This window comes from Streptomyces sp. NPDC048606 (assembly GCF_040650855.1).
Classification (GTDB): Bacteria; Actinomycetota; Actinomycetes; order Streptomycetales; family Streptomycetaceae; genus Streptomyces.
Genome location: NZ_JBEZIB010000002.1, coordinates 27,342 through 49,881 on the forward strand (window position 1 = coordinate 27,342; position 22,540 = coordinate 49,881).

18 protein-coding genes are annotated in these 22,540 nt (G+C 74.7%); 11 read left to right on the forward strand and 7 right to left on the reverse strand.

Annotated features, from left to right (window positions below):
- Window positions 1-14 precede the first annotated feature (14 nt).
- On the forward strand, window positions 15-365 hold the full coding sequence (locus AB0D01_RS02225; protein ID WP_363053082.1) for a nuclear transport factor 2 family protein: 351 nt from the start codon (window positions 15-17) through the stop codon (window positions 363-365).
- A 36-nt stretch (window positions 366-401) separates the two neighbouring features.
- Here AB0D01_RS02225 and AB0D01_RS02230 read toward each other — a convergent pair whose 3' ends face one another.
- Window positions 402-1,406, reverse strand: coding sequence for a superoxide dismutase (locus tag AB0D01_RS02230; RefSeq protein WP_363053083.1), 1,005 nt, complete (start codon window positions 1,404-1,406; stop codon window positions 402-404).
- Between the two features lie 77 nt (window positions 1,407-1,483).
- On the opposite strand from AB0D01_RS02230, the gene AB0D01_RS02235 reads away from it, so the two are divergent.
- The 4 genes from AB0D01_RS02235 to AB0D01_RS02250 all read left to right on the forward strand — a co-directional run bounded on the left by AB0D01_RS02235 (window position 1,484) and on the right by AB0D01_RS02250 (window position 5,277).
- Entirely contained in the window at window positions 1,484-1,921 is a 438-nt protein-coding gene (locus AB0D01_RS02235; RefSeq protein WP_363053084.1) for a MarR family transcriptional regulator, read from the forward strand.
- Window positions 1,922-2,102: 181 nt separating this feature from the next.
- Window positions 2,103-3,242 carry an alpha/beta hydrolase-fold protein gene (locus AB0D01_RS02240; protein WP_363053085.1) on the forward strand — a complete coding sequence of 380 codons (1,140 nt, stop codon included), beginning with the start codon at window positions 2,103-2,105 and terminating at the stop codon, window positions 3,240-3,242.
- A 170-nt stretch (window positions 3,243-3,412) separates the two neighbouring features.
- Window positions 3,413-4,492, forward strand: a complete 1,080-nt coding sequence (locus AB0D01_RS02245; RefSeq protein ID WP_363053086.1) for an alpha/beta hydrolase-fold protein — start codon at window positions 3,413-3,415, stop codon at window positions 4,490-4,492.
- Complete coding sequence (locus AB0D01_RS02250) at window positions 4,489-5,277, forward strand: trypsin-like peptidase domain-containing protein (protein WP_363053087.1); 789 nt, start codon at window positions 4,489-4,491, stop codon at window positions 5,275-5,277. Before AB0D01_RS02245 ends, AB0D01_RS02250 begins: the two co-directional genes overlap by 4 nt.
- On the opposite strand, the gene AB0D01_RS02255 is transcribed toward AB0D01_RS02250, so the two are convergent.
- From AB0D01_RS02255 to AB0D01_RS02265, 3 genes are all read right to left on the reverse strand, one after another.
- Window positions 5,253-6,284: an EamA family transporter gene (locus tag AB0D01_RS02255; protein ID WP_363053088.1), complete on the reverse strand. Its 1,032-nt coding sequence runs from the start codon at window positions 6,282-6,284 to the stop codon at window positions 5,253-5,255. The two genes, AB0D01_RS02250 and AB0D01_RS02255, sit on opposite strands and share 25 nt — an antisense overlap.
- Before the next feature lie 44 nt (window positions 6,285-6,328).
- Entirely contained in the window at window positions 6,329-7,147 is an 819-nt protein-coding gene (locus AB0D01_RS02260) for an isocitrate lyase/phosphoenolpyruvate mutase family protein (protein ID WP_363053089.1), read from the reverse strand.
- 141 nt (window positions 7,148-7,288) lie between these two features.
- On the reverse strand, window positions 7,289-8,407 hold the full coding sequence (locus AB0D01_RS02265) for a threonine synthase (protein ID WP_363053090.1): 1,119 nt from the start codon (window positions 8,405-8,407) through the stop codon (window positions 7,289-7,291).
- A 219-nt stretch (window positions 8,408-8,626) separates the two neighbouring features.
- Between AB0D01_RS02265 and AB0D01_RS02270 the strand changes: the two genes are divergently transcribed.
- The 6 genes from AB0D01_RS02270 to AB0D01_RS02295 all read left to right on the forward strand — a co-directional run bounded on the left by AB0D01_RS02270 (window position 8,627) and on the right by AB0D01_RS02295 (window position 15,872).
- Window positions 8,627-10,201, forward strand: coding sequence for a S8 family serine peptidase (locus AB0D01_RS02270; RefSeq protein ID WP_363053091.1), 1,575 nt, complete (start codon window positions 8,627-8,629; stop codon window positions 10,199-10,201).
- Between the two features lie 267 nt (window positions 10,202-10,468).
- Window positions 10,469-11,221 carry a GntR family transcriptional regulator gene (locus tag AB0D01_RS02275; protein ID WP_363053092.1) on the forward strand — a complete coding sequence of 251 codons (753 nt, stop codon included), beginning with the start codon at window positions 10,469-10,471 and terminating at the stop codon, window positions 11,219-11,221.
- A gap of 307 nt (window positions 11,222-11,528) precedes the next feature.
- Window positions 11,529-11,723 carry an SPOR domain-containing protein gene (locus AB0D01_RS02280; protein WP_363053093.1) on the forward strand — a complete coding sequence of 65 codons (195 nt, stop codon included), beginning with the start codon at window positions 11,529-11,531 and terminating at the stop codon, window positions 11,721-11,723.
- A 178-nt stretch (window positions 11,724-11,901) separates the two neighbouring features.
- On the forward strand, window positions 11,902-12,300 hold the full coding sequence (locus AB0D01_RS02285) for a (deoxy)nucleoside triphosphate pyrophosphohydrolase (protein ID WP_363053094.1): 399 nt from the start codon (window positions 11,902-11,904) through the stop codon (window positions 12,298-12,300).
- A 318-nt stretch (window positions 12,301-12,618) separates the two neighbouring features.
- Window positions 12,619-13,047 carry an ATP-binding protein gene (locus tag AB0D01_RS02290; protein WP_363053413.1) on the forward strand — a complete coding sequence of 143 codons (429 nt, stop codon included), beginning with the start codon at window positions 12,619-12,621 and terminating at the stop codon, window positions 13,045-13,047.
- Between the two features lie 236 nt (window positions 13,048-13,283).
- Window positions 13,284-15,872: a SpoIIE family protein phosphatase gene (locus tag AB0D01_RS02295; protein WP_363053414.1), complete on the forward strand. Its 2,589-nt coding sequence runs from the start codon at window positions 13,284-13,286 to the stop codon at window positions 15,870-15,872.
- A 63-nt stretch (window positions 15,873-15,935) separates the two neighbouring features.
- On the opposite strand, the gene AB0D01_RS02300 is transcribed toward AB0D01_RS02295, so the two are convergent.
- The 3 genes from AB0D01_RS02300 to AB0D01_RS02310 form a co-directional block, all read right to left on the reverse strand.
- Window positions 15,936-16,655 (reverse strand): PspA/IM30 family protein, encoded by a 720-nt coding sequence (locus AB0D01_RS02300; RefSeq protein ID WP_363053095.1) that lies wholly within the window; start codon window positions 16,653-16,655, stop codon window positions 15,936-15,938.
- 75 nt (window positions 16,656-16,730) lie between these two features.
- Window positions 16,731-18,797, reverse strand: a complete 2,067-nt coding sequence (locus AB0D01_RS02305; protein WP_363053415.1) for a TPM domain-containing protein — start codon at window positions 18,795-18,797, stop codon at window positions 16,731-16,733.
- A 204-nt stretch (window positions 18,798-19,001) separates the two neighbouring features.
- Entirely contained in the window at window positions 19,002-22,469 is a 3,468-nt protein-coding gene (locus AB0D01_RS02310) for a protein kinase (protein WP_363053096.1), read from the reverse strand.
- Between the last annotated feature and the right edge of the window lie 71 nt (window positions 22,470-22,540).

Sequence of the window (22,540 nt, forward strand, 5' to 3'; positions counted from 1 at the left end):
GGCAGGCTGGGGGGATGGACTACCAGGGGCTGATCGAGGCGTTCATCGGGATCGTCAACGAGGTCGACGACGGGCGGCGGCGGGCCGGCGTCGAGGCGCTGTTCACCGAGGACGCCGAATACTGCGACCCCGACGTACGGGTGCGCGGGCGCGAGGCGCTCGTCGAGCACCTCGCGCTGCTGCGCGCGAGCTTCCCGCCGGGGGTCTCGTTCTCCCTGACGGGGAAGGTCGACGGCCACCACGAGCAGGCCCGCTTCGGGTGGGCCTTCGGGGAGGAGGGCGCCCCGGTGCTGGTGGGGGTCGACGTCGCCCTGTTCGAGGGCGGTCGGATCAGGGGCGTCCACGCCTTCTCCGACCCGAGCTGAGCCCCCGCCCGGAGCCCCTGCAGCCCCCGGAGCCCCCTACAGCCCCCGCACCGCCGCGACCGTGAAGGTCGTCGGGGCGCCCGCGGTCGGGTTCATCGGGCCGCCGTCCCTGTCGAACTGGGAGCGCACCACCAGGGTGCGCCCCGGGGTGTGCGCCAGGGTCGTGGGGATCTGGAGCGACGCGTCCGTGACGGAGCGGACCAGGCGGGCGCGGGTGCCGTCGGCGCTCAGCTGCCAGCGCGTCAGGGTGTTCGGCAGGTTCTGGGCCACCCGCAGGACGCCGCCGGCGGCGAGGTCGAGGCCGTCGGCGGCCTTCAGGTCGCCGCCGCTCAGGGCGACGCGGCCGATCGCGCCGGTGCGCAGGTCGACGCGGTGGAGCTCGCCCGCGGTCATGTCGACCGTCAGGAGGTAGCGGCCCGCGGGGTCGGAGACGATGCCGTTCAGCGCGAAGCTCCCGGCCGGCGACGGCGCGAGGTGTCCGCTCAGGTCGTGCGCCACGGTGAGCGGGCCCGAGCCGGTCCGCAGTTCGGCCGGGCTGACGCGGTAGACCACCGCGCGGACGCTGTCCGTCAGGTACGCGGTGCCGTCCGGGGTGAGGGTCAGGTCGTTGACGAAGCGGGGGCCTTCGCCCGGCACCTCGAAGTGGGCCAGGCGGGCGCCCGACCGGGTGTCGTACACCGACACCCCGGCGGTGGAGTCGGTGACCCACAGCCGGTGCCGGGCGGCGTCGACGCGCAGGCCGTTCGCCGTGCGCCGGCCGTCGCGGCCGGCCGGGAGGAAGACCTCGGCCGTACGGGCCCCGGGGCGGGCGCGGTACACGCTGCCGTCCGCGTACGAGCCGACGTAGACCGCACCCGTGCGCGCGTCGGTGGCTATGCCCTCGGGGAAGACCTTCGCGCCGGGGAGGGTGAACGCGGTGGAGACGGTCGGGGCCCCGCCGGCCGCGGCGGGGGCGGCGCCCGCGGTGCCGAGGGCGCCGAGGGTCAGGGCCGCGACGGTGGTCAGGGTGGCGAACCGGGAAAGCTTCGAGGGCTTCGACATCTGCGTATCCGTTCGATCGGGTGTGCTCGAAGAGTAGTTAGGGTTCTAATGCTTGGCAAGGGTCGTAGGATGCGCCCATGACCTCCATGCCCCCCGAGGAGCGGATCGGCGCGCACGTGAAGCGCGCCGAGCAGGCGCTCCTCGCGGCGAAGTCCGCCGCGCTCAAGCCGGCCGCAGTAACGGTTCCGCAGTACGCCGCGCTGCTCTGGCTGGCCGAGAAGCCGGGCATCTCCGCCGCGGCGCTCTCCCGGCTCTGCGGGGTCACGCCGCCCACCATGAACACGGTGCTGAAGAACCTGGACGAGCGCGGGCTCATCGAGCGGACCCCGCACGAATGGCACCGCAACGTCCTGGAGACGCGGCTGACGCCGCGGGGCCGCGAGGTGATGGAGCAGGCGGACGTGGCCGCCGTGCGGGTGGAGCGGGCGCTCGCCGACGCCTTCTCCGAGGAGGAACGGGAGCGGCTCGTCGAGCTGCTGGGGCGGTGCGCGGACGTGCTCGACACCCTGAGGTGACGCGGGGGCGGCGCCGGGGCGACCCCGCCGCGACGTCCGGGGGCCGGGGCCGGGGTCGACGTTCGTCACAGGTTTTTGCGAGCATTTGGAACTTCGTGGGCCGTTCCCCCATCCCAACGTAGGGGATGTCCACCCGTCCTGTCCCGCCCCGGGGCAGGCATGACCGTTCGGAGCGAAGTTCGTGCACGAGTACCCGCAGCAGTCGTCCGGCTACGAGCCCGAGCCCCCGCGCGGGAGCGGTCGGGGGAGCGGGAAGTCCCGGCGCGCGATATGGATCGGCGCGGGCGTCGCCTGCGTGCTGGCCCTGGGCGGCGCCGGCTTCGGCGCCTGGAAGTACGAGTGGTTCTCGGGCAACGGCGAGGCCGTCAGCTTCGGCAAGAGCCCGGCCGGCGGCGCGGACGCGGGCGCCGGCAAGAAGGGTTCCGACCCCTCCGCGCCCGCGGGCAGGCCGAGCGGTGACCCGGACGTGCTCATGCCGTCCGGTCCGAGGTCGGAGTTCAAGCAGACCGCCAAGCTCGACGACGGCACGATCATCGCGAAGACCCGCCTGGCGGGCGCCAAGTCCGGCTTCGAGGGCGACGTCTGGGTCTGGGCCCCCAAGGAGTACGACGACCCGAAGTACGCCAAGAGCGCCTTCCCGGTCCTGATAGCCCTGCCCGGCGGCAACGGCTTCCCGGCCAACTACTGGTCCGACCGCAGCCTCGGCCTCCAGAAGGCCGTCGCCGAGGGCGCCTCGGCGGGCACCAGCCTGCCCTTCATCCTCGTCATGCCGGTGCTCAACCCGGACAACAAGTACTACTACGACGGCGCCGACATACCCGGCCAGGCCAAGATGGGCACCTGGATGGCCGAGGACGTGCCGGACTTCGCCCGCAAGAACTTCCGCACCTACAAGTCCCGCGAGGGCTGGGCCTTCATGGGCAACTCCTCCGGCGCCTTCGTGGGCCTCAAGCAGGTCATGCAGCACCCCGACCGCTTCAAGGCCGTCATCGCCAACGGCGGCGAGATCGTCCCCGACTCCCCGCTGTGGAAGGGCCACCAGGCGGAGATGGACGCGAACAACCCCGAGAAGCTCGCGCAGAAGCTGATCGACACCAAGGGCCCCGACGTCCACGTCGCCTTCCAGTACGGCACCAAGGAGGGCGGCCGGGCCCGCCTGGACAAGTTCCAGCAGCAGTTCGGCAAGGGCCCGATCAAGGTCACGATCCACGAGATCAAGGGCGGCGACCACAACGGCTGGGACTACGTCCGGGGCATGAAGGAGAGCGCGCTCGCCGAGGTCAGCAAGGTCCTGAAGGGCCCCAAGCCCGAGGCCGGCTGAGCCGCCCCGCCCCGACCGCCCCGCACGGGGGCGCGACGTGGCACGCGCCACGTCACCCCGGTCCCAGGCAACCCTTCCGCTCGTTCACACCTCTGTCAGGGGTGTAAGGGGGACCTATCGGTCCGACCCGCGTCCAACCAGGGCGCCGGAGAAGGAACGGGAACAAATCCGTGCAGTATGACCAGCAAGGCGACGGCGGCACCGTGACCAAGGCCCGCCGTCGCCCCAAGCGCCTGCGCCAGATCATCCTCGTCGGCGGCCTCGCGGCCGTCCTCGCCGCCGGGGGCGGCGCCGCGTACAAGTTCGGCCTGTTCTCCGACATAGGGGATCCGGTGTCCTTCGGGAAGATCCAGGAGTCGGCCGCCGCCGAGGACATCCGTCCCGGGGTGCTGATGCCCACCGGTCCCAAGGCCGAGTTCGCCCGCACCAGCCGGCTGCCCGACGGCACGCAGATCGCCAAGACCACCCTGGTCGGCGCGAAGTCCGGCTTCACCGGTGACGTGTGGGTGTGGGTGCCGAAGGAGTACGACGAGCCCCGGTACGCCAAGAGCGCCTTCCCGGTGCTGATCTCCCTGCCCGGCGGCCGCGGCTACCCCACGAACTACTGGGGGACCGGCCCCGGCCTCGGCCTCCAGCAGGCCGTCGCGGACGGGGCCGCGGCCGGCACCAGCCTGCCCTTCATCCTCGTCATGCCGGTGACCAACGCCGACACCAAGCACCACTTCGACGGCTCGGACATCCCCGGAGAGCCCAAGATGGGCACCTGGATGGCCGAGGACGTCCCGGATTTCGCGAAGGCCAATTTCCGCACCTTCACCTCCCGCGACGGCTGGGCCTTCATGGGCTCCTCGGCCGGCGGGTTCAACGGCCTCAAGCAGGTCATGAAGTACCCCGACCGCTTCAAGGCGGTCATCGCGAGCGGCGTCGACATCGTCCCCGACTCCCCGCTGTGGAAGGGGAACCGGCAGGCCATGGACGCGAACAACCCGGAACGACTGGCCGAGAAGCTGATCAAGGCCGGCGGTCCGGACGTCTACGTGAACTTCCAGATCGGCACCAAGGAGAGCGGTCGCGATCTGGCCGAGAAGTTCATGAAGGAGTACGGCAGGGGCCCCGTGCACACCTCGCTCCAGGTGATCCAGGATGGTGAGCACAACGGAAAGTCGTACGTACGTGGCATGAGGGAGGGCTCCCTGGCGTGGATCAGCAAGGTGATGCAGGGACCGACACCCGACCCCGCCGTGCCGTGAGCCCGGTGGTGAAGGGGGCCTCGGCCGCGGCCGCGGCGGGGATCACGGCGGTGTGCGCCGCCGTGTTCCTCACGGCGTCCGCCGAGCGGCCGGTGCACCCCTTCCCGACCGTGGGCGTGCTGATGGCGGGCGGCGAGCACTGGTGCACGGCGAGCGTGGTCGACAGCCCGAAGGGCAACGTCGTCGCCACCGCCGCGCACTGCGTGGCCCCCGCCGGCGAGGACGGACAGCCGGGCGAGGTCGCCCACGACGGCCTCGCCATCGGCGAGCTCTCCTTCGCCCCCGCCTTCTCCGGCGAGGGCTCGGGCACCCAACCCCTCGGCACGTGGAAGGTCCGCTCCATCCACGTCGACGAGCGGTGGACGAAGTGGGGCGACGAGACCGCCGACTACGCCTTCCTCACCATCGACCCGGACGAGGACGGGCGCGGCGTCCAGGAGCGGGTCGGCCGCGGCGAGGCCCCGACGCCCGACTGGACCTCCGGCTACGAACGCGACGTCACCGTCGTGGGCTACCCGGAATCCGAACACAACCCGCAGAACAAACCGGTGTCGTGCACCACCCAGACCCGCCACGACCTGGACGACCCCGCCATGCTGTACATCAGCTGCGCCGGCTTCTGGACGGGCACCAGCGGCAGCCCCTGGATCGCCGACCGGGGCGGCACGGGCAGCCCGGGACGCCTGATCGGCGTCCTGAGCGGCGGGGACACGGACGTGGACTCCACCGCCGCGCTCTACGACGACCGGGCCAAGGCCCTCTACGAGCGGGCCGCCCGGGGCTGAGCGGAGCCGGGCTCGGGGGCCGGTGCAGGTGCCGGGTCGGGGGCGGCCGGTGGCCCGGCCTTGCGTCGTTCCGTACTGACGATCACGCCGACCGCCGCCACCACGATCCCGCCGCCGACCAGGATCGGCCAGGTCAGGGCCTCGTCGAGGATCAGCGCGCCCAGTGCGACGGCGACCACCGGATTGACGTAGGCGTACGTGGACACCAGCGACAGCGGCGCCGACCGCAGCAGCCACGCGTACGCGGTGAAGCCCACCGCCGAGCCGATCAGCGCCAGGTAGGCCAGGGCCACCCAGGAGGCGGTGGAGAAGGAGCCCACGTCCAGGCCGCGGCCCTCCCCGCGCAGCAGCCCGATCGCGATCCCGGCGACCCCGCCGACCAGCATCTGGTAGGCGCTGCCGGTGAAGGGGTTCGTCGGCGTCGACAGCTTCGAGCCCGAGAAGGAGCCCAGCGACCAGCTCACGGAGGCCGCCAGCACGAGCAGCACCCCCGAGAGCCGGACCTCCCCGCTCAGCCCGGGGCCGACCAGTACCGCCAGGCCGGCGAGTCCCACCAGCACCCCGACCAGGGTCCACGCGCGGGGTCGGTCCCCGCTGCCCGCGCGCAGCAGCACCACCCACATCGGGACCGACGCCACCAGCAGCGCGGCGAGCCCGGACGGCACCGAGGTCTCGGCCAGGGCCACCAGGCCGTTGCCGCCGGGGATCAGCAGCAGCCCGACCAGGACGGTGGAGGCGAGCTGCCGACGGGTGACGCGCAGCGCGCCCGGGCCGAACCGCACGGTGACGGCCACGGCCAGGACGAGCCCGGCGGTGATGAACCGGGCCCCGGCCGACAGGAACGGCGGCATGGTCTCGACGACGATCCGGATGCCGAGGTAGGTCGACCCCCAGACCACGTACACGAGGGTGAGGGCGGTCCACACCGCGCCGCCCGTGCGCCGCGCGGACGCGGTCGGGGCGGTCGCTGCGGTCGGCGAGGTGTCCACCGGGGTCGCTCGGTTCATGAGCGGATCGTACGGTCGGCCCACGGGCGCGTCCCCTCGATTTCTCAGCCCTTGAGCAGGGCGTTCAGCTCCCCGTACGGGAGGGCCCCGGCGAGCGCCCCGTAGCCGCCGCCGGCGAGGAGTTCCTCGGTGGCCCGACGGGCCACGGCGTAGGCCGTCTCGGCGACCCAGCTGCCGAGGCTGACGCGCGCCACCCCGAGGGCGGCGAGTTCGGAGACCGTCGGCGCGCCGGGGGCGGCGAGCACGTTCAGCGGCGCCCCGACGCCCTTGACCAGCTCGGTGATGACGGCCGGGTCGACGACCCCGGGCACGAAGACGCCGGTGGCACCCGCCCGGAGGTAGGCGGCGGCGCGGGAGAGGGTCTCGTCGAGCCGGGACTCCGGGGCGCCGAGGCCGAACAGGAAGGTGTCGATGCGGGCGTTGACGTACAGCGGGACCCCGGCGGAGTCGGCGGCGGCCCGCGCCGCGGCGAGCCGCTCGGCGAACTCGGCGGGGGAGCGGGTGCCGTCCTCGATGTTCACGCCGACCGCGCCGGCCGTCAGGACCCCGGTGATCGTCTCGCCGACGGCCTCGGCGTCGGCGCCGAAGCCGCCCTCGATGTCGGCGGTGACGGGTACGGAGACCGCGTCGACGACCCGGCCGATCAGGTCCAGGGCCCGGTCGCGGGCCAGGAGGTCCCCGTCGGCCGCGCCCAGGGACCAGGCGACGCCCGCGCTGGTGGTGGCGACGGCGGGGGAGCCGGCCGCCTCGACGACGCGGGCGCTGGCGACGTCCCAGGCGTTGGCGAGGGCGAGGGGGGAGCCGGGGACGTGCAGGGCGGCGAAGGCCTCGGCGCGGGCGGTCAGGTCGTGTGTGGTGGTCATGGGGTCAGTTCAACAGATCGCGCCGCCCGGGTCCGGCGGATTTCCGACACGACCGGCCCCCGACGACCGGCCCCGCCGACGACGGTCCGCGACGACCGGCCCCGGCGCGCCCGGGCCGGTCGCCGGTGCCCGTCGGCGTTCCTACGGGGCCGGGGCCAGGCCCGACTTGGCGCCGGCCCCGCACAGCGGCAGGACGGCGGTACGGCCCTGGAGCGGGTCCCCGGGAGCGCCGGGGCCCACCGCGGCCCAGCAGGCCGCCGCCGTCGGTTCCACGAAGAGGCCGCGCCGGGCGAGGTCCCGCTGGGCGGCGCGCAGCCGATCGTCGGGGACCGTCAGGAAGGTCCCCCCGGACTTGCGCACCGCGGCCAGGATCTGCCGGGCGCGCGGCGGGGCCGGGATGGCGATGCCCTCCGCCAGGGTGGGCCGCTGCTCCACGGGCTCGACGTCCTCGGCGCCGGCGGCGAAGGCGTTCGCCAGCGGTGCCACGGCCTCGGCCTGTACGGCGATCAGCGCGGGCGGCCGTACGCCGCGCCGGGCCAGTTCCTCCACGGCCAGCGCGGCGCCCAGCAGCAGGGTGCCGTTGCCGACGGGGAGCACCAGGGCCTCGGGCAGCCGTCCGCCGAGGGCCTCCCAGATCTCGTACGCGTACGTCTTCGTCCCGTGCAGGAAGTACGGGTTGAAGACGTGGCTCGCGTAGAAGACGCCGGGGGTGTCGGCGGCCCGTCGGGCGGCCAGGGCGGTGTCCTCGCGCCCGCCCGGGACGACGCGTACGGTCGCCCCGTGGGCGCGGATCTGCTCGGTCTTCTTCTTCGAGGTTGCCTCGGGCACGAAAACTTCACAACTCAGGCCGGCCCGCGCGCAGTACGCCGCGACGGAGGTTCCCGCGTTGCCGCTGCTGTCCGCGACCACCCGGTCCGGGGCCAGCCGGCGGGCCACCTCGGCGAGCATGACGGCGCCCCGGTCCTTGAAGGACAGCGTCGGCATGAGGAAGTCGAGCTTGGCGTGAATCCGCTCGGCGAGCGGCACCAGTGGGGTGTGCCCCTCGGCGAGGGTGACGGCGAAAGCGCCCGGTAGCGGCAGGGCGGAGGCGTAGCGCCACAGCGAGGGGGGTCCGGAGGCCGGATCCAGGACGCCGGCCGGATCCGGTGCGAAGTCGAGGTCCCAGGGGCCCTCGCAGACCGGGCAGCACCAGGGCGCGGTCCGGACGTCCGCGCGCGTGCCGTCCTCGGGGCAGAGGTATCCGGGAAGTGCGTGCGTCATGTGCGGAGCACCTTTGCCCTTTCATGGCCGTTGTATGGCACGGATGTTACGCGTCCGTTGTCCTCTTGTGGGACGGCGCGGGGGTGGGTCAACCTTTCGGAGGCGACGGCCCGTTGAGCACGACGGATTGTCATGGTCATGTCTACCGGCATGGTCCGGCGTCGTGTCCGAGGGGCCCGTCGACCCCCCGCAACGCACCACCAAGAGGAGGACCCTCGCATGTCAGTGATGCGTACCACCCGCCGCAGGTTCGCCGGCGCCGGCGCGATAGCCGTCGTCGCCCTCGCGCTCGGCGCGGCCTCCGCGTTACCCGCTTCCGCCGTCGACAACACCCCGTGGGGCGTCATCGAGAACGCGGGTGCCGCCGGGGCCGTCCCCGGCAGCTACATCGTCACGCTGAACGACTCCGCCGCCCGCTCCACCGCCGAGAGCGGCAAGGCGGTCGCCAAGCGGTACGGAGCGAAGATCGACCGGACCTACAGCTCGGCCCTCAACGGCTACTCCGTGGAGGTCTCCGAGGCGCAGGCCAGAAAGCTCGCCGCGGACCCGGCCGTGAAGTCGGTCGTGCAGAACCGCGTCTTCACCGTCGACGCGACCCAGCCCAACCCGCCGTCGTGGGGCCTGGACCGCATCGACCAGCGGGCGCTCCCGCTCGACCAGAGCTACACCTACCCGGACAAGGCCGGTGAGGGCGTCACCGCCTACATCATCGACACCGGCGTGCGCATCACCCACCAGGACTTCGGCGGCCGGGCCTCCTACGGCTACGACGCCATCGACAACGACAACACCGCCCAGGACGGCCACGGCCACGGCACGCACGTCGCCGGCACTGTCGGCGGCACCGCGCACGGCGTGGCCAAGAAGGCCAAGATCGTCGGCGTCCGCGTGCTCAACAACCAGGGCTCCGGCACCACCGCCCAGGTCGTCGCCGGCATCGACTGGGTGACCCGCAACGCGGTCAAGCCCGCCGTGGCCAACATGTCGCTCGGCGGCGGGGCGGACTCCGCGCTCGACACGGCCGTGCGCAACTCCATCGCGGCCGGCATCACCTACGCCGTCGCCGCGGGCAACGAGTCGACCGACGCCTCCACCAAGTCCCCGGCCCGCGTGGCCGAGGCCATCACCGTCGGCTCGACCACCAACACCGACGCCAAGTCGAGCTTCTCCAACTACGGCTCGATCCTGGACATCTTCGCGCCGGGCTCCAACATCACCTCCACGTGGGGCACCGGGGACACCGCCACCAACACCATCTCCGGTACGTCGATGGCCTCCCCGCACGTGGCCGGCGCGGCGGCGCTCTACCTCTCGCAGAACCCGGCGAGCACCCCGGCCCAGGTCTCCGCGGGCCTGGTCGCGGCGGCCACCCCGAACGTGGTCACGGGCGCCGGCTCCGGCTCCCCGAACCGACTGCTGAACGTGGGCGCGTCCACCAACCCGCCGAACCCGGGCACCCGCTTCGAGAACCTCAACGACTACGCGATCAACGACAACTCCACCGTCGAGTCGCCGATCACGGTCAGCGGGATCTCCGGCAACGCGCCCTCGAACCTCAGCGTCCCCGTCGACATCAAGCACACCTACGTCGGTGACCTGAAGGTCGACCTGGTCGCCCCCGACGGCTCGGTCTACAACCTGCGCAACCGCACCGGCGGCAGCGCCGACAACATCATCCAGACCTTCACCGTGAACGCCTCCTCCGAGGTCGCCAACGGGGTCTGGAAGCTGCGGGTCGCCGACCTCGCGGGAGCGGACGTCGGCAAGATCGACTCCTGGGCGCTGCAGTTCTGATCCCCGCCCGGGAGGTCTGACCTCCGCCCGGGGCACCGGGCGACGAGGAGCGCGACCGCAGGGCTGGTTCGCGCGGTGAACGCGGGGGCGACCGAGCAATCGGTCGCCCCCGTCGCCGTTTCCGCTCCGGGGCCTTGTGGGTAACGCGCGGTAACGGGTTTGAGTGACCAGCCTTCATCACTTCGGGTGAAACTCTGGCCCGTGCTTGCGCAGCTCAACCGTCGGTTGCCAGGGTGTAGCTGTCTGTCAACCTGATGGGAGTGGCGAGTGACTTTCGGTGAGCAGCCGGCCTATCTTCGCGTCGCCGGGGATCTGCGACGGAAGATCGTCGACGGTTCCCTGCCCCCGCACGCCCGGCTCCCGTCCCAGGCCCGCATCCGCGAGGAGTACGGCGTCTCCGACACGGTAGCGCTGGAGGCGCGCAAGGTCCTCATGGCGGAGGGCCTCGTCGAGGGCCGTTCGGGTTCGGGTACGTACGTGCGGGAGCAGCCGGTGCCGCGCCGGGTGGCCCGCTCCGGCTACCGCTCCGGCGGCGCGTCGACGCCCTTCCGCCAGGAGCAGGCGGACTCCGGCGCGCGGGGCACGTGGGAGTCGAGCAGCGAGCAGGAGGAGGCCCCGGCCGACATCGCCAAACGGCTCGGCATCGAGCCCGGCGACCGGGTCATGCGCACCCGGTACGTCTTCCGGGACGCGGGCGAGGCCATGATGCTCTCCACCTCCTGGGAACCCCTGGCCGTCACCGGCCGGACCCCGGTGATGCTGCCCGAGGAGGGGCCGCTCGGGGGTTCGGGGGTCGTCGACCGGATGGCCGCCATCGACGTCGTCGTGGACAACGTGGTCGAGGAGGTCGGCGCCCGACCGGGCCTGGCCGAGGAGATCATGTCCCTCGGAGGGGTCCCCGGACACGTGGTCCTCGTCGTCAGCCGCACCTACTTCGCCTCGGGCCGCGCGGTCGAGACCGCCGACGTGGTCGTCCCGGCCGACCGCTACCGCCTCTCCTACCACCTGCCCGTCCGCTGAACCCCGGCCCGCTGTGACGGACCGTCACGGCCGCCGCACCACCACCCCGCCGAGCGGCGGCGTCACCGACGCCGCCGCTCTCGCGTTTCCGGCGCCCGCCCCGCGCCCGCCCCGCGCCCGCCCCGCGCCCAGCGCGCCCCGGCGCGCACCGGCTCACACGGCCCGCTCGTACGCCTGGCCGGATGCGTACGCCCCCGAGGTACCTCTTCGTGAAAAACCGTATCCGCTCAGTAAAGGTCGGGCGTAAGCTCCGGCATATGCGCAATGCGGTTTCCTGGGCAGGTACATCGGCGGAGGGTGAAGCGCGATGAACGACAGCGGTGCCCTGCTCGCATGGCTGGTCATACGTCAGGACGACAACGGCAACCGCTACCGGGTGGGTCGGTACGCCACCCGGGCCGAGGCCCAGAAGGTCGTCGACAGCCTCGACGACCGGGGACACAAGCAGCTCTACTGGGTCGAGCGGATCGGACAGGGCAGCCAGACGGCCACCACGAACTGAACGTGGCGGCGCGGCCCTGACGAGCACCGGGAAAGCACCGGGAAAGCACCGGGAGAGAACCGAACGAGCGTCGAACGAGCGCCGAACGGGCCCGAGCGCGAGCACGCTCCCGAGCACGAGGACCGGCCCGGGAGCGGGTCCGGAACGGCGTCGAACGGCCTTGGCATAGGCTCCGCCCATGACGGTACGCGTGGTCGTGGGCGGAGCCCTTTGTCATGACGGGCGCCTGCTGGCCGCCCGGCGCAGTGCGCCCCCCGAGCTCGCCGGCCGCTGGGAACTCCCCGGCGGGAAGGCCGAACCGGGCGAGAGCGTCCCCGAGGCGCTGGTCCGCGAACTGCGCGAGGAACTCGGCGTCGAGACCGAGGCGGTGGAGCGGATCCCCGGGGAGTGGCCGCTGAAGCCCGGCCTGGTCCTGCACGTGTGGACCGCACGCCTGCTGGCCGGGGACCCGGCGCCGCTGGAGGACCACGACGAGCTGCGCTGGCTCGCCCCGCACGAGCTGGATTCGGTCGACTGGCTCGACCAGGACCGCCCCGCCGTCGCCGAGGCCGGACGCCGCCTGAGCGCGGAGCGGTGAGGGGCGCGCGGGAGGGGGCGCACCCCCGCCCGCGCGTGCGGATCCCCCTCCGGTCGAGCGCCCGCCGGGCCCGCGGCGTACCGTGGGGCGAGACGTCCGGCCGCGCGGGCGGGCGCCCTGCCGCGCCCCGCGCGCCGCACGGTGGGGCGCATCGGGGCGCGTGACGCGCACGCCGTAGGCCGTCCGCGCCACAGTGCGCCGGTGCGTGACGGATCGAGTGGTACGACGCCTCGAATATCGGGTATGTCGCTATTAGTCCCAATCTCGTCCCCCTTTCGTCCCCGACGAACCGGACTGGGGTCGCTGGTGGCCCGGGAAGTGATCGGCGTGATCGACACAGACGGTGAATGCGCCGAGTGGGCCTTTCCCGCCGAGCCCGGTGCCGTTCGCACCGCCCGCCACGCCGTGCGCGGCACCCTCCGCTCCTGGGGCCTCGACTCCGTCGGCGACGTGACCGTCCTGCTGGTCAGTGAGCTGGTCACCAATTCCCTGCGCTACGCCTCCGGCCCCATCGGGGTCCGTCTGGTACGCCGCAATCCGGCCGCCCCCGACCACCCGGGCGGCCCCGCCCTGCTGGTGGAGGTCTCCGATCCGCTTCCGGATCCGCCCCGCGAAAGGGTGGCGAAACCCGACGACGAGGGGGGCCGGGGACTCCACCTCGTGGCCGTCTCGGCGCAGCGCTGGGGAACCCGCCACGGTAAATCGGGCAAGACGGTGTGGTTCGAGTTGGCTCTTCCTGGTGAGTAACAAGGAGAAGGGTGGCAGGGGGTCTCCCGGACGGCGCCGGGGGAGACCGCCCGGCGTGGCCGGAAAACAACGGGACCCTTTTGTGATCGTGAACGCCGTGCCGTACGGGGCCGTGGTGCTGAATACTTCGGTCATGGCCGGTCCGGTTGCGGTGAGCTGGAGGGGACGGTCGCGTGAGCGAGATACCTGCGCAGGCACATCAGGCCCGAGTGTCCGAGGAGACGTGGCACGACTCCTTGTGGCACAGCAGCCCGCCTGGCTCGATATATGACTACATAAAGGTCGCTTCGTTCTCGATCGGTCCGGACGGGCTCGTCGACCAGTGGAGCCTGCGCGCCGAGGAGCTGTTCGGGCTCACCGCGGCCCAGGCGGTCGGGCGCGATCCGGTCGAGGCGTTCATGCCGCCGGACCTCCGGGCCGGCGGGCACCGCAAGGTGGCCGAGATCCTCGACGGCAAGGAATGGACCGGTCTGATCCCCTTCCGGATCCCCGGGGGCGGTGGCGCCCACGGCGTGGCCGAGATCTATGTGATGCCGACCCAGACCGAGACCGGCGAGCGGGCCGCCCTGTGCGTCGTGGTCGACGTACGCGCCCTGCGCCGCATCGAATCCGACCTTGCCGCTTCGCAGGCCATATTCGGCCAATCTCCCTTCGGTTTCCTGCTCTTTGGTACGGACCTCACCGTGCAGCGCGCCAACCGCCGCTTCGCGACCGTCTTCGGCGGCGCCGCCGAGGAGCACCGCGGCCGGACCGTGCACGACTACCTGCCCGCGCACGAGGCCGACCGGATGTCCGAGGCCCTGCGCCGGGTGTTGGAGACCGGCGACTCCGTCACCGACCTGAGGATCACCGGCGCGGCCCCGGGCAGCCGCGACAACCGCCACTGGTCCATCAACCTCTACCGGGTCCACGGCGGTTCCGGCCGCCCCGTCGGCGTCGCCGGCATCGGCACCGACGTCACCCGCCGCCACCTCGCCGCCCGCGAGGCCGCCGGCGTACGGCGCAACCTCGCCCTCCTCAACGAGGCCGGGCACCGCATCGGCAACTCCCTCGACCTGGAGACCACCGCCCGCGAGCTGCTCGACGTCACCGTGCCCGGCTTCTGCGACCTGGCCGCCGTCGACCTCTACCAGGGACTGCTGCTCGGCGACGACGACCGGCCCGCCCGACCGCAGGGACCCGGCGTGCCCACGCTGCCCGGCCAGGGCGCCGGGCGGGCACCGTCCGCCCCGCTGCGCCGGGTGGCCTTCGCCTCCGCCGTGTCCGACGCCCCCCTGTCGGGTTCCGGGGCGCCCGTCTCGGTGGGGGAGACCCACCGCTACCCGGCCGCCTCGCCCGAGGCGCTGGCCCTGCGCACGGCCCGGACCCGGCTCGTCGAGGGAGGAGCCGCCGACGCCCTCGTCCAGTCCACCCTGATCGTGCCGCTGGTCGCCCACGACACGGTGGTCGGGCTGGTCCGGTTCTCCCGTACGAAGGGCAGCGAGCCGTTCGGCGAACGCGACCGGGCCGTCGCCGTCGAACTGGCCGCGCGGGCCGCCGTCTGCATCGACAACGCGCGCCTGTACCGGCGCGAACACGAGCGGGCGCTGATACTCCAGCGCAGCCTGCTGCCCCCCGGCGACCCCGAGGCGGCCGGCCTCGACATCGCCTGCCGCTACCTGCCGGGCAACGCCGCCACCGAGGTCGGCGGCGACTGGTTCGACGTGATCGAACTGCCCGGCCACCGCACCGCCCTCGTCGTCGGCGACGTCATGGGCCGGGGCCTGCGCGCCGCCGCCGCCATGGGCGAGCTGCGCACCGCCGTACGCACCCTGGCGCTCCTCGACCTGGAGCCGGCGGAGGTGCTCACCGCGCTCGACGAGGTCGCCCGCGGCCTCGGCTCCCACGGGGGCCCGGCGGGCTCCGAGGGCCCCGGCGGCTCCCAGGCCTCCCGCGCGGCCCTGCACACCCGGGACGCCGACCGCTCGGAGGTGTACCTCGCCACCTGCGTGTACGCCGTCTACGACCCGGTCACCCGGCGCTGCACGATCGCCAACGCCGGCCACATGCCGCCCGTACTGGTCGAACCCCCCGAGGAGGGCGCCCCGCCCCGCCCCGGACTGCTGCTGGAGGTGCCGCCCGGGATGCCGCTGGGCGTCGGCGGCGAGCCCTTCGAGGAGGTCGAGGTGGAACTCCCGGAGGGCGCCCTCCTCGCCCTGTACACCGACGGGCTCGTCGAATCCCGCGACCACCCGCTGGACGAGGGGCTGCGCGGCCTGCGCGAGGCCCTCGCCGACCCCGTACGGCCCCTGGAGGACGTCTGCGACCACGTCCTGAACACCCTCGACACCCGGCACGGCGAGGACGACATCGCCCTGCTGATGGCGCGGGTCCAGGGACTGCCCGTGGACGCGGTCGGCGACTGGCAGCTCCCGCGCGAGGCCCGCTCCGTGGGCCGGGCGCGGGAACTGGCGCGGGCCAAGCTGCCGGCCTGGGGCCTCGAAGGGCTGCTCGACACCACGGAACTGCTGGTCAGCGAGCTGGTCACCAACGCCCTGCGGTACGGGGAGGGCGAGATCCGGCTGCGGCTGCTGCTCGACCGGACCCTGGTGTGCGAGGTCTGGGACGCCAACCTGGCCCAGCCCCGCCGCCGCCGGGCCCGCGACACCGACGAGGGCGGCCGCGGCCTCCAGCTCGTCGGCCTGCTGTCCGCCGGGTGGGGCACCCGGCGCACGCACCGGGGCAAGACGGTCTGGTTCGAACTGCCGCTGCCGATGCCCGGGGGAGTCGGGGACGAGGCCGTCACCGAACTCTCGGCGGAGCAACTGCTGAGCATGTACGGGTAGCGGCCCCCACCTCGTGCGGGCGCCGCGCCACCGCCACCGCGGCGCCCGCACGACGGTCCTCGCCTACGCCGCCCGGCCGGCCTTGAGGGCGGCGAGGCGGGCCTCGACCTCCGAGGTCGCGGCGAGGTCGTCGAGCGCCTCGAACTGGGCGTCCAGCGAGGACGCCGCCAGCTCGCTCTTGCCCATCGCCATGGCCTCCTCGCGGCGCACCTTCTCCTCGAAACGGTGCAGTTCGCTCGTCGGGTCCAGGACGTCGATGTTCTTCACCGCGTCCATCATCGTGTTCTGCGCCTGCGCCGTCTTCGCCCGCGCCACCAGCTCGTCCCGCTTGGACTGGAGTTCGGCGAGCTTGTCGCGCATCGAGTCCAGACCCGCCTTGAGCTTGCCCACCACCTCCGTCTGCGCCGCGATCGTCGGCTCGGCCGCCGTCGCCTCCTTCTCCGCCCGCAGCTGCCGGCCGAGCGCCACCTTGGCGAGGTTGTCGAACCGGTCGGCTTCCGCCGCGCCACCGGACGCGCGCAGCTCGTCCGCCTTGCGGCTGGCCGCCAGGGCCTTGCCGCCCCACTCGGCGGCGGCGTCCGCGTCCTCCTTGTGGTCGGCCTCCAGCATCCGCAGGTTCCCGATGGTCGTGGCCACCGCCTGCTCGGCCTCCGAGATGTTGTTCGTGTAGTCGCGGATCAGCTGGTCGAGCATCTTCTGCGGATCCTCCGCCTGGTCCAGCAGGGCGTTGATGTTCGCCTTCGCGAGCTGGGTGACGCGGCCGAGGATGGTCTGCTTGCTCATGACGGTCTCTCTCCCGGTTGCTGGTGAGGGGCATCGGTCGTGCGGGCCCGCGACGCGTGCGTGCGGGCGCGTCGGTCAGAAGCGGCCGCCACCGCCCATCCGGCCGCGGGTGCCGCCCCCGCCGAAGGTGCCGGGACCGCTCCCGCCACCGCCGCCGAATCCGCCCCCGCCCCCGCCGAATCCGCCCCCGCCGCGCCCGCCGCCGAAGCCGCCGCCTCCGCCTCCGCCCCGCAGGATCTCGCCGAGGATGATCCCGCCCAGGACGGCGCCGCCCCGCCCGCCGCCCGCGCGCCGTCCCCCGTACGGATCGCCGTACGCCGCCACGTCCCGCTCCGCCTCCCCCTGCGCCTCCCGCGCCAGCGCGTCCGCCCGCTGCGCCTCCGCCAGGGCGGACGTCGGGTCCGTCCCGGCCAGGGACAGCGACCGCTCCAGGTGCCGCTGCGCCTCCGCCAGGCGGGTACGGGCCCGGCTGCCGACCGCGCCCCGGCTGGTGGTCACGTAGTCCGCGGCCGCGCCGATCGCGCTCCGGGCCGACAACAGGGCCTGGTCCAGCAACTCCGCCGCCCGCCGACGGCCCGACTCCCGCTCCCGCGCCCCCGCCAGGGCCTCGTCGAGCGCCGCGTCCGCCTCCTCGACCCGGCGCAGGGCGTCGATCGGGTCGTACCGGCCGGCGCCCTGCTCCCGGCGCACGTCCGCCACCACGGCGCGGGCCCGGGCGATCCGGCCGCGCAGGTCCGCGGTGGAGGTGCCCTCGGTGGTGCCGGTGAGCAGCCCCTCCGCGTCCGCGAGGTCGTCGTCCGTCTCGCCGAGGGTCCCCGGCAGCTTCCCGGCCGCCTCCGCCAGCTCCCGCGCCCGCCGCTCCACCGCGTCCACCAGCGTCGCCGCCTGGTCGACGGCGCCCTCGGCGGCCCGGACGTGCACGGCCGCCCGCCCGTTGTCCGCGGCGTCGAGGGCCGCCCGCGCCTCGCCGAGGTGGGTCGTCGCGAACAGCAGCCGGTCCTTGGCCTGTTCGGCGTTGGAGGCCACCGGCGCGGACGCGGAGTCCGCGTAGCGGCCCGTCAGCGCCGTCAGGGTCGCCTCGGCGGTGGTCGTGCGCCCCGTCAGCGTCCGGAAGTGCGCCTCCACGGTGGCCAGGGCCTGCGGGGCGTTCTTCTCCAGGTCCCGCAGCCGGTCGAAGTCCGCCGACTCGGCGTCCAGCCGCCGGTTCGCCTCCGTGCACCGGGCCACGATCTCGTCCAGCATCCGGCGCCGGGTCGCGTCGTCCTCCGGGTAGGCGTCGTCGAGCTGCTGGCGCAGCCGGAAGGCCTGCGTCAGCTCGCTCTTGGCGTACTCCACCGCCTCCGTGAACGCGCCGACCGCCTCGTCGCCGAACTGGGCGGTGGCGAAACCCAGCTCCTCGGTACTGGTGCGCACCGCGTCGTCGGTCTCCACCAGCAGGGCCTTGGCCCGCGCGTCCAGCTCCGGCAGCGGGCTCCGCGCCGCGCCCGGCCCCTCCCACCCCTGATGGCCGGTGGAGGTGCCGCGCCCCGCGCCCCCGCCGCGCTTGCGGCGCGCGTACGCGTACGCGCCGAGGGCCCCGGCCGCGCCGACGGCGACCACCGGCAGGACGAAGTCACCGGCCCCCGTCGCACCGTTCGCCGCGTCCCCGCCCGGGTCCCGCTCACCGGGGGTGAGGGTCGGCGTCGGCACCGGGCGCCCGCCGAGGACCGCGTCGTAGCCGTTCGCCGCGCCGATCGCGGCGCCCGCCCAGTCGTCGACCCGCAGGGCCGGCTCGATGGCGGTACGGGCCACCTCGGCCAGTTGCTCCCGCGTGAACCCGGAGTCCACGTCCGCCGAATAGGCGTACTGTCGGGCGCCCGTGGCCACCGCCAACAGGACGTCGTCCTGCCCGAGGCCGTTCTTCTGCGCCGTGGCGTCCGCCCAGCCCTGCGCCGAATGACCGGAGAAGTCGTCGACGTACGTCACGAACAGCTGGATCCTCCGGTCGGCGTACAACTTCTCCAACGCGGCGGTCACGGCGGGGACCCGGTCGCCCAGCGCCCCCACCCGGTCGGTGATCTGCCCCTGCCGCGAGAGGGTGACGGGATCCTCCGCGCGGGCCGGCGGCGCCCCGACCACCCCCCAGCCGCCGAGCGCGAGCAGCGCGGCGGCGAGGGCCAGGCAGCCGCGCGCGGCCGTGCCGGGGAGGGCCTTGCTTCGCGTCCTGCTTCTCGGCGGATACACATTTGGGAGGTTATGGGCCCCTACGGGCCCCCGCACCCCGAGCACGGAGACCCGCGCCCGCCGCGGCCCGCGCCCGCTCCGGCCCTGCCCTGCCCGGTCCGGTCCGGTCCGGCCCGGTCCGGCCTAGGGCAGCGGCAGCCCGATCCCCGTCAGCGTTGCCAGCCCCACGACCAGGGTGTCGTGCCCGAGCACCACATCGCCCGCCGCGAACTCCTCGCGCTCCCACAGCCGCGAGGCCCGCCCCGACCCCAGGTCCAGGCCGACCAGGAACGGCGCGCCCGTCCGGCCCTCCCGGGCCATCCGCCCGAGCAGCCCCCGCCGGCTGCCCTCCCGCGAGCGCAGGTACAGCACGCCGCCGCGCACCCCGAGCGGCTCCAGCGCCCGGCGCGGGTTCTCCCGCCGGGCCACGGGCCGCTCCCAACGCCCGGTCCCGTCGCGCGCGTCCAGGGCGTGGACCACGTCGCCCCCGGCCGCCGACCGGTACGCGGTCACGTACACCACCCCGTCGTGCGGCAACGGCCGGGAGGCCGCCGGGCCCGGATCGAAACTCCACACCTCGAAGCCGGCCGACCGGTCCAGGGCCCGTACGACGCCCCCGTCCAGCACGTGCACCGGACCGGCCGCCCGCTCCGCCGGCCCGTGCCCGCGTCCGCGCCCGCCGGAGCGGAACCCGCGCGGCCAGGACCACAGCTGCTCCCCGTCCGACGGGGACAGGGCGCGCAGCCGTTCGCCGGACCGCAGGAGCACCAGGTCCCCGGCGACCTCCTCCACCCGGGTGCGCTCCGGCAGGTCCCGCCGCCACAGGGTCGCGCCGTCCCGGCCGTCCAGCGCGGCCAGCTCCCCGTCCACCAGCCTCAGCACCACGTCCCCCGCCGGCCGGACCTCCGCCCCGGCCGGCAGCTCCCGCCACCAGCGCACCCTGCCGTCGGCCGGCTCCCGCACCACCAGCCGCTCCGGCGACCCCTCCGCCGCCGGCACCACCACGCAGACGGCGTCCCCGTCCGCCCGGCACACCACCCGCCCCGGGTCCGGGAGCCGCTCCGGCGGCGGGGGCGCTGCCACCCCCTCGTCGGCGTGCGCCCGCCACAGCACCGCCCCCGTCGCCGCGTCCGCGCAGCCCACCTCCGAGCCCGCCGTCCACACGACGCGCTCCCCGGCGGCGGACACCGCGTCGGGGCGGGCGGCGACCTCCCACCGGGTGCCGCCCGGCTCCACCCGCCGGGCCGGGCGTCCGGACTCCGCGCTCGTGGTCACCGTCACGGCCGGCGGGGGCTGCGGCCCGGGATCCCGGGCGGCCTCCGCCAGCCAGGGCGCCCCCGCCGTGCAGTCCCGGGCGATCCAGGCCAACTCCCGACCCCGCTCGGCGGGGCTCGTCAGGGCGCGCGCGGCGGCCACCCGCTCCCGCGCCGCGTCCAGGTCCGACACCGACGGGTACTCCCCGCCGCTCAGGTCCCGGGCCGCCTCCAGGGCGCGGACGGCCTCCTCCACCTCGGGGTCGCGGCCCGGCGCAGCGCCCGCGCCCGCCGCATCGGGCCGCGCCGGCCCGTGTCCGTTCGCGGAGTGCGGGGCCACCCACTCGGCCAGGGCCCGTTCCGCCAGGGCCAGGGCCCCGGCCGCCCCCGACCGGTCCCCGACGGAGGCCCGCTCGACCACCACCCGGCACAGGGCCCGCACCCGCCCGGAGCCCGCGGGGATCCGTTCCGCCAGGGCCAGGGCCGCCGCCGGGTCCCGTCGGGCCACGGCCGTGACGGCCTTGGCCTCGGCGGCCGCGCGCACCGCCGGGTTGCGGATGGCCGCCAGGTACTCCCGCGCCCGCGCCGGGTCGGTGGCGGCGCTCGCCGGCACGGCCCGGGCCAGTACGCCGTCCTGCGCCGCGCTCCCGGGGAAGTGCCGCCGGGCCAGGGCGAGACCCCGCTCGGGGGCGACGGCGGCCAGTTCCTCGGCCACCTTGCGCAGCCGTCTGTCGCGCCGCTGCCCGTCCACCGTGAACAGCGCCTGGAGCGCCCCGGTGAGCACCCGTTCGGTGCGGGCCGGGGCGTCCGGGGAGATCCGCCGGGCCAGCTTCGTCAGCAGGCCTGCGATCCGTTCCCCGTCGCCGGCCCCGTCGGTCCACGCCCACCGCTCGGCGTCCGACAGCAGCCGGCCGGCGAGCCGCGCGTCGAAGCGGGCCGCCGCCTCCGCCGCGAGGGCGAGCCCCTCCGTACGCACCTCGCCCGCGCCGGGGGGCAGCGAGGTCAACGCCACCTCCGCCTCCAGCAACACCTCGCGCACGAAGTCCCGTACGGGGGCCGGGATCAGCACGGCCGGCGCCGCCGTCGCCCCGTCCCGGGCGTCCCCCGCACCCCCGACCCCGCCGCTCCCGGCCCCGCTGGTCCCAGCTTCGGCGTTCCCGATCCCGGTGGTCCGGGTCCCGGTGTTCCCTGCCTCGGTGTTCCCGGCTTCGGTGGTCCGGGTCCCGAGGTTCCCGGCCCCGGTGGTCCCGGCGCCCCCGGCCTCCGCGCTCCCGGCCGCCGTGGCGGCCCCGGCACTCCCGCGCGCCTTCGCCTCCCCGGCCCCGGCGGTCCCGGTCGGCGGGCTCCCGGCCCCGGTGCGTCCGGCGCCCGTGCGGTCGCCCCCGGCCCGCCCCGAGGCCGCCCCGTCGGCCTCCTCGTCGCCCGCGCCCCCGGCCCGCTCCGTGACGCCGGCCCCGCCGGTCGCCTCCGCCCCGGCCCCGGCCCCGTCCCCGTCCCCCGGCGTCGGCCCCACCGGCAGCGCCCGCAGGGCCTTCGCCACCCACGCCGCCGACTCCGGCCGCTCCGCCGGGTCCTTCGCCAGCAGCGCCAGCACCAGCCGCTCCAGCTCCGGGGAGACCACCGCCCCCGCCTCGCGCAGGGTCAGCGGGACGTCCTCCACGTGCCGGCGCATCAGGACGTACATCGGCTCGGCCGAGCCGAACGGCGGCTCCCCGCTCAACAGGGCGTACAGCACGCACCCCAGGGCGTACAGGTCGCAGCGGGCGTCGACGTGTTCGCCCCGCCACTGCTCGGGCGCCATGTACGGCGGCGTGCCGAACATCCTCCCCGTCACGGTCCAGCCCGCCGTCGCGTCCGCGGAGTGCGCGATGCCGAAGTCGCAGATCTTCAGCCGCCCCGCGACCGGGGCCTCCCCCGGGGCCTCGCGGCCGGAGCGGAGCAGGAACAGGTTGCCGGGCTTGAGGTCCCGGTGCACCACCCCCCGCTCGTGCGCGGCGGCCAGCGCCTCCGCCGTCTGCGCGGCCAGGTCCACCGCGACCTCCGGCGCCACCCCGCCCCGCTCCCGGGCGAGGACCGCCCCCAGGTCCTCCCCGGTCAGCAGTTCCATCACGATGAACAGCCGGCCCTCGTGCCGGCCGACGTCGTGCACGACCGTGATCCCCGGATGCTGGAGCCGCGCCCCGATGGTGGCCTCCCGCCGGAAGCGGACGATCAGCTCCTCACCGGTCGCCGCGTCGAGCAGCACCTTGACCGCCACGGCCCGCTCCAGGGCCAGGTCGTGCCCCGCCCACACCTCGCCCATGCCGCCCGCGCCGAGCCGCCGGTCCAGTCGGTACCGGTCCGCAAGCAGATCCCCCACCCGCACCGCGAAGCCCCCTGACATCACGTCAATCGACGAACACCAGGGGGCATTGTCCACGGCGCACGTGT

Bases quoted from the DNA above. Each gene is read 5' to 3' on its own strand.
- AB0D01_RS02225 (WP_363053082.1), top strand. From the start codon at position 15: ATGGACTACCAGGGGCTGATCGAGGCGTTCATCGGGATCGTCAACGAG.
- AB0D01_RS02230 (WP_363053083.1), bottom strand. From the start codon at position 1,406: ATGTCGAAGCCCTCGAAGCTTTCCCGGTTCGCCACCCTGACCACCGTC.
- AB0D01_RS02235 (WP_363053084.1), top strand. From the start codon at position 1,484: ATGACCTCCATGCCCCCCGAGGAGCGGATCGGCGCGCACGTGAAGCGC.
- AB0D01_RS02255 (WP_363053088.1), bottom strand. From the start codon at position 6,284: ATGAACCGAGCGACCCCGGTGGACACCTCGCCGACCGCAGCGACCGCC.
- AB0D01_RS02260 (WP_363053089.1), bottom strand. From the start codon at position 7,147: ATGACCACCACACACGACCTGACCGCCCGCGCCGAGGCCTTCGCCGCC.
- AB0D01_RS02265 (WP_363053090.1), bottom strand. From the start codon at position 8,407: ATGACGCACGCACTTCCCGGATACCTCTGCCCCGAGGACGGCACGCGC.
- AB0D01_RS02270 (WP_363053091.1), top strand. From the start codon at position 8,627: ATGTCAGTGATGCGTACCACCCGCCGCAGGTTCGCCGGCGCCGGCGCG.
- AB0D01_RS02280 (WP_363053093.1), top strand. From the start codon at position 11,529: ATGAACGACAGCGGTGCCCTGCTCGCATGGCTGGTCATACGTCAGGAC.
- AB0D01_RS02285 (WP_363053094.1), top strand. From the start codon at position 11,902: ATGACGGTACGCGTGGTCGTGGGCGGAGCCCTTTGTCATGACGGGCGC.
- AB0D01_RS02300 (WP_363053095.1), bottom strand. From the start codon at position 16,655: ATGAGCAAGCAGACCATCCTCGGCCGCGTCACCCAGCTCGCGAAGGCG.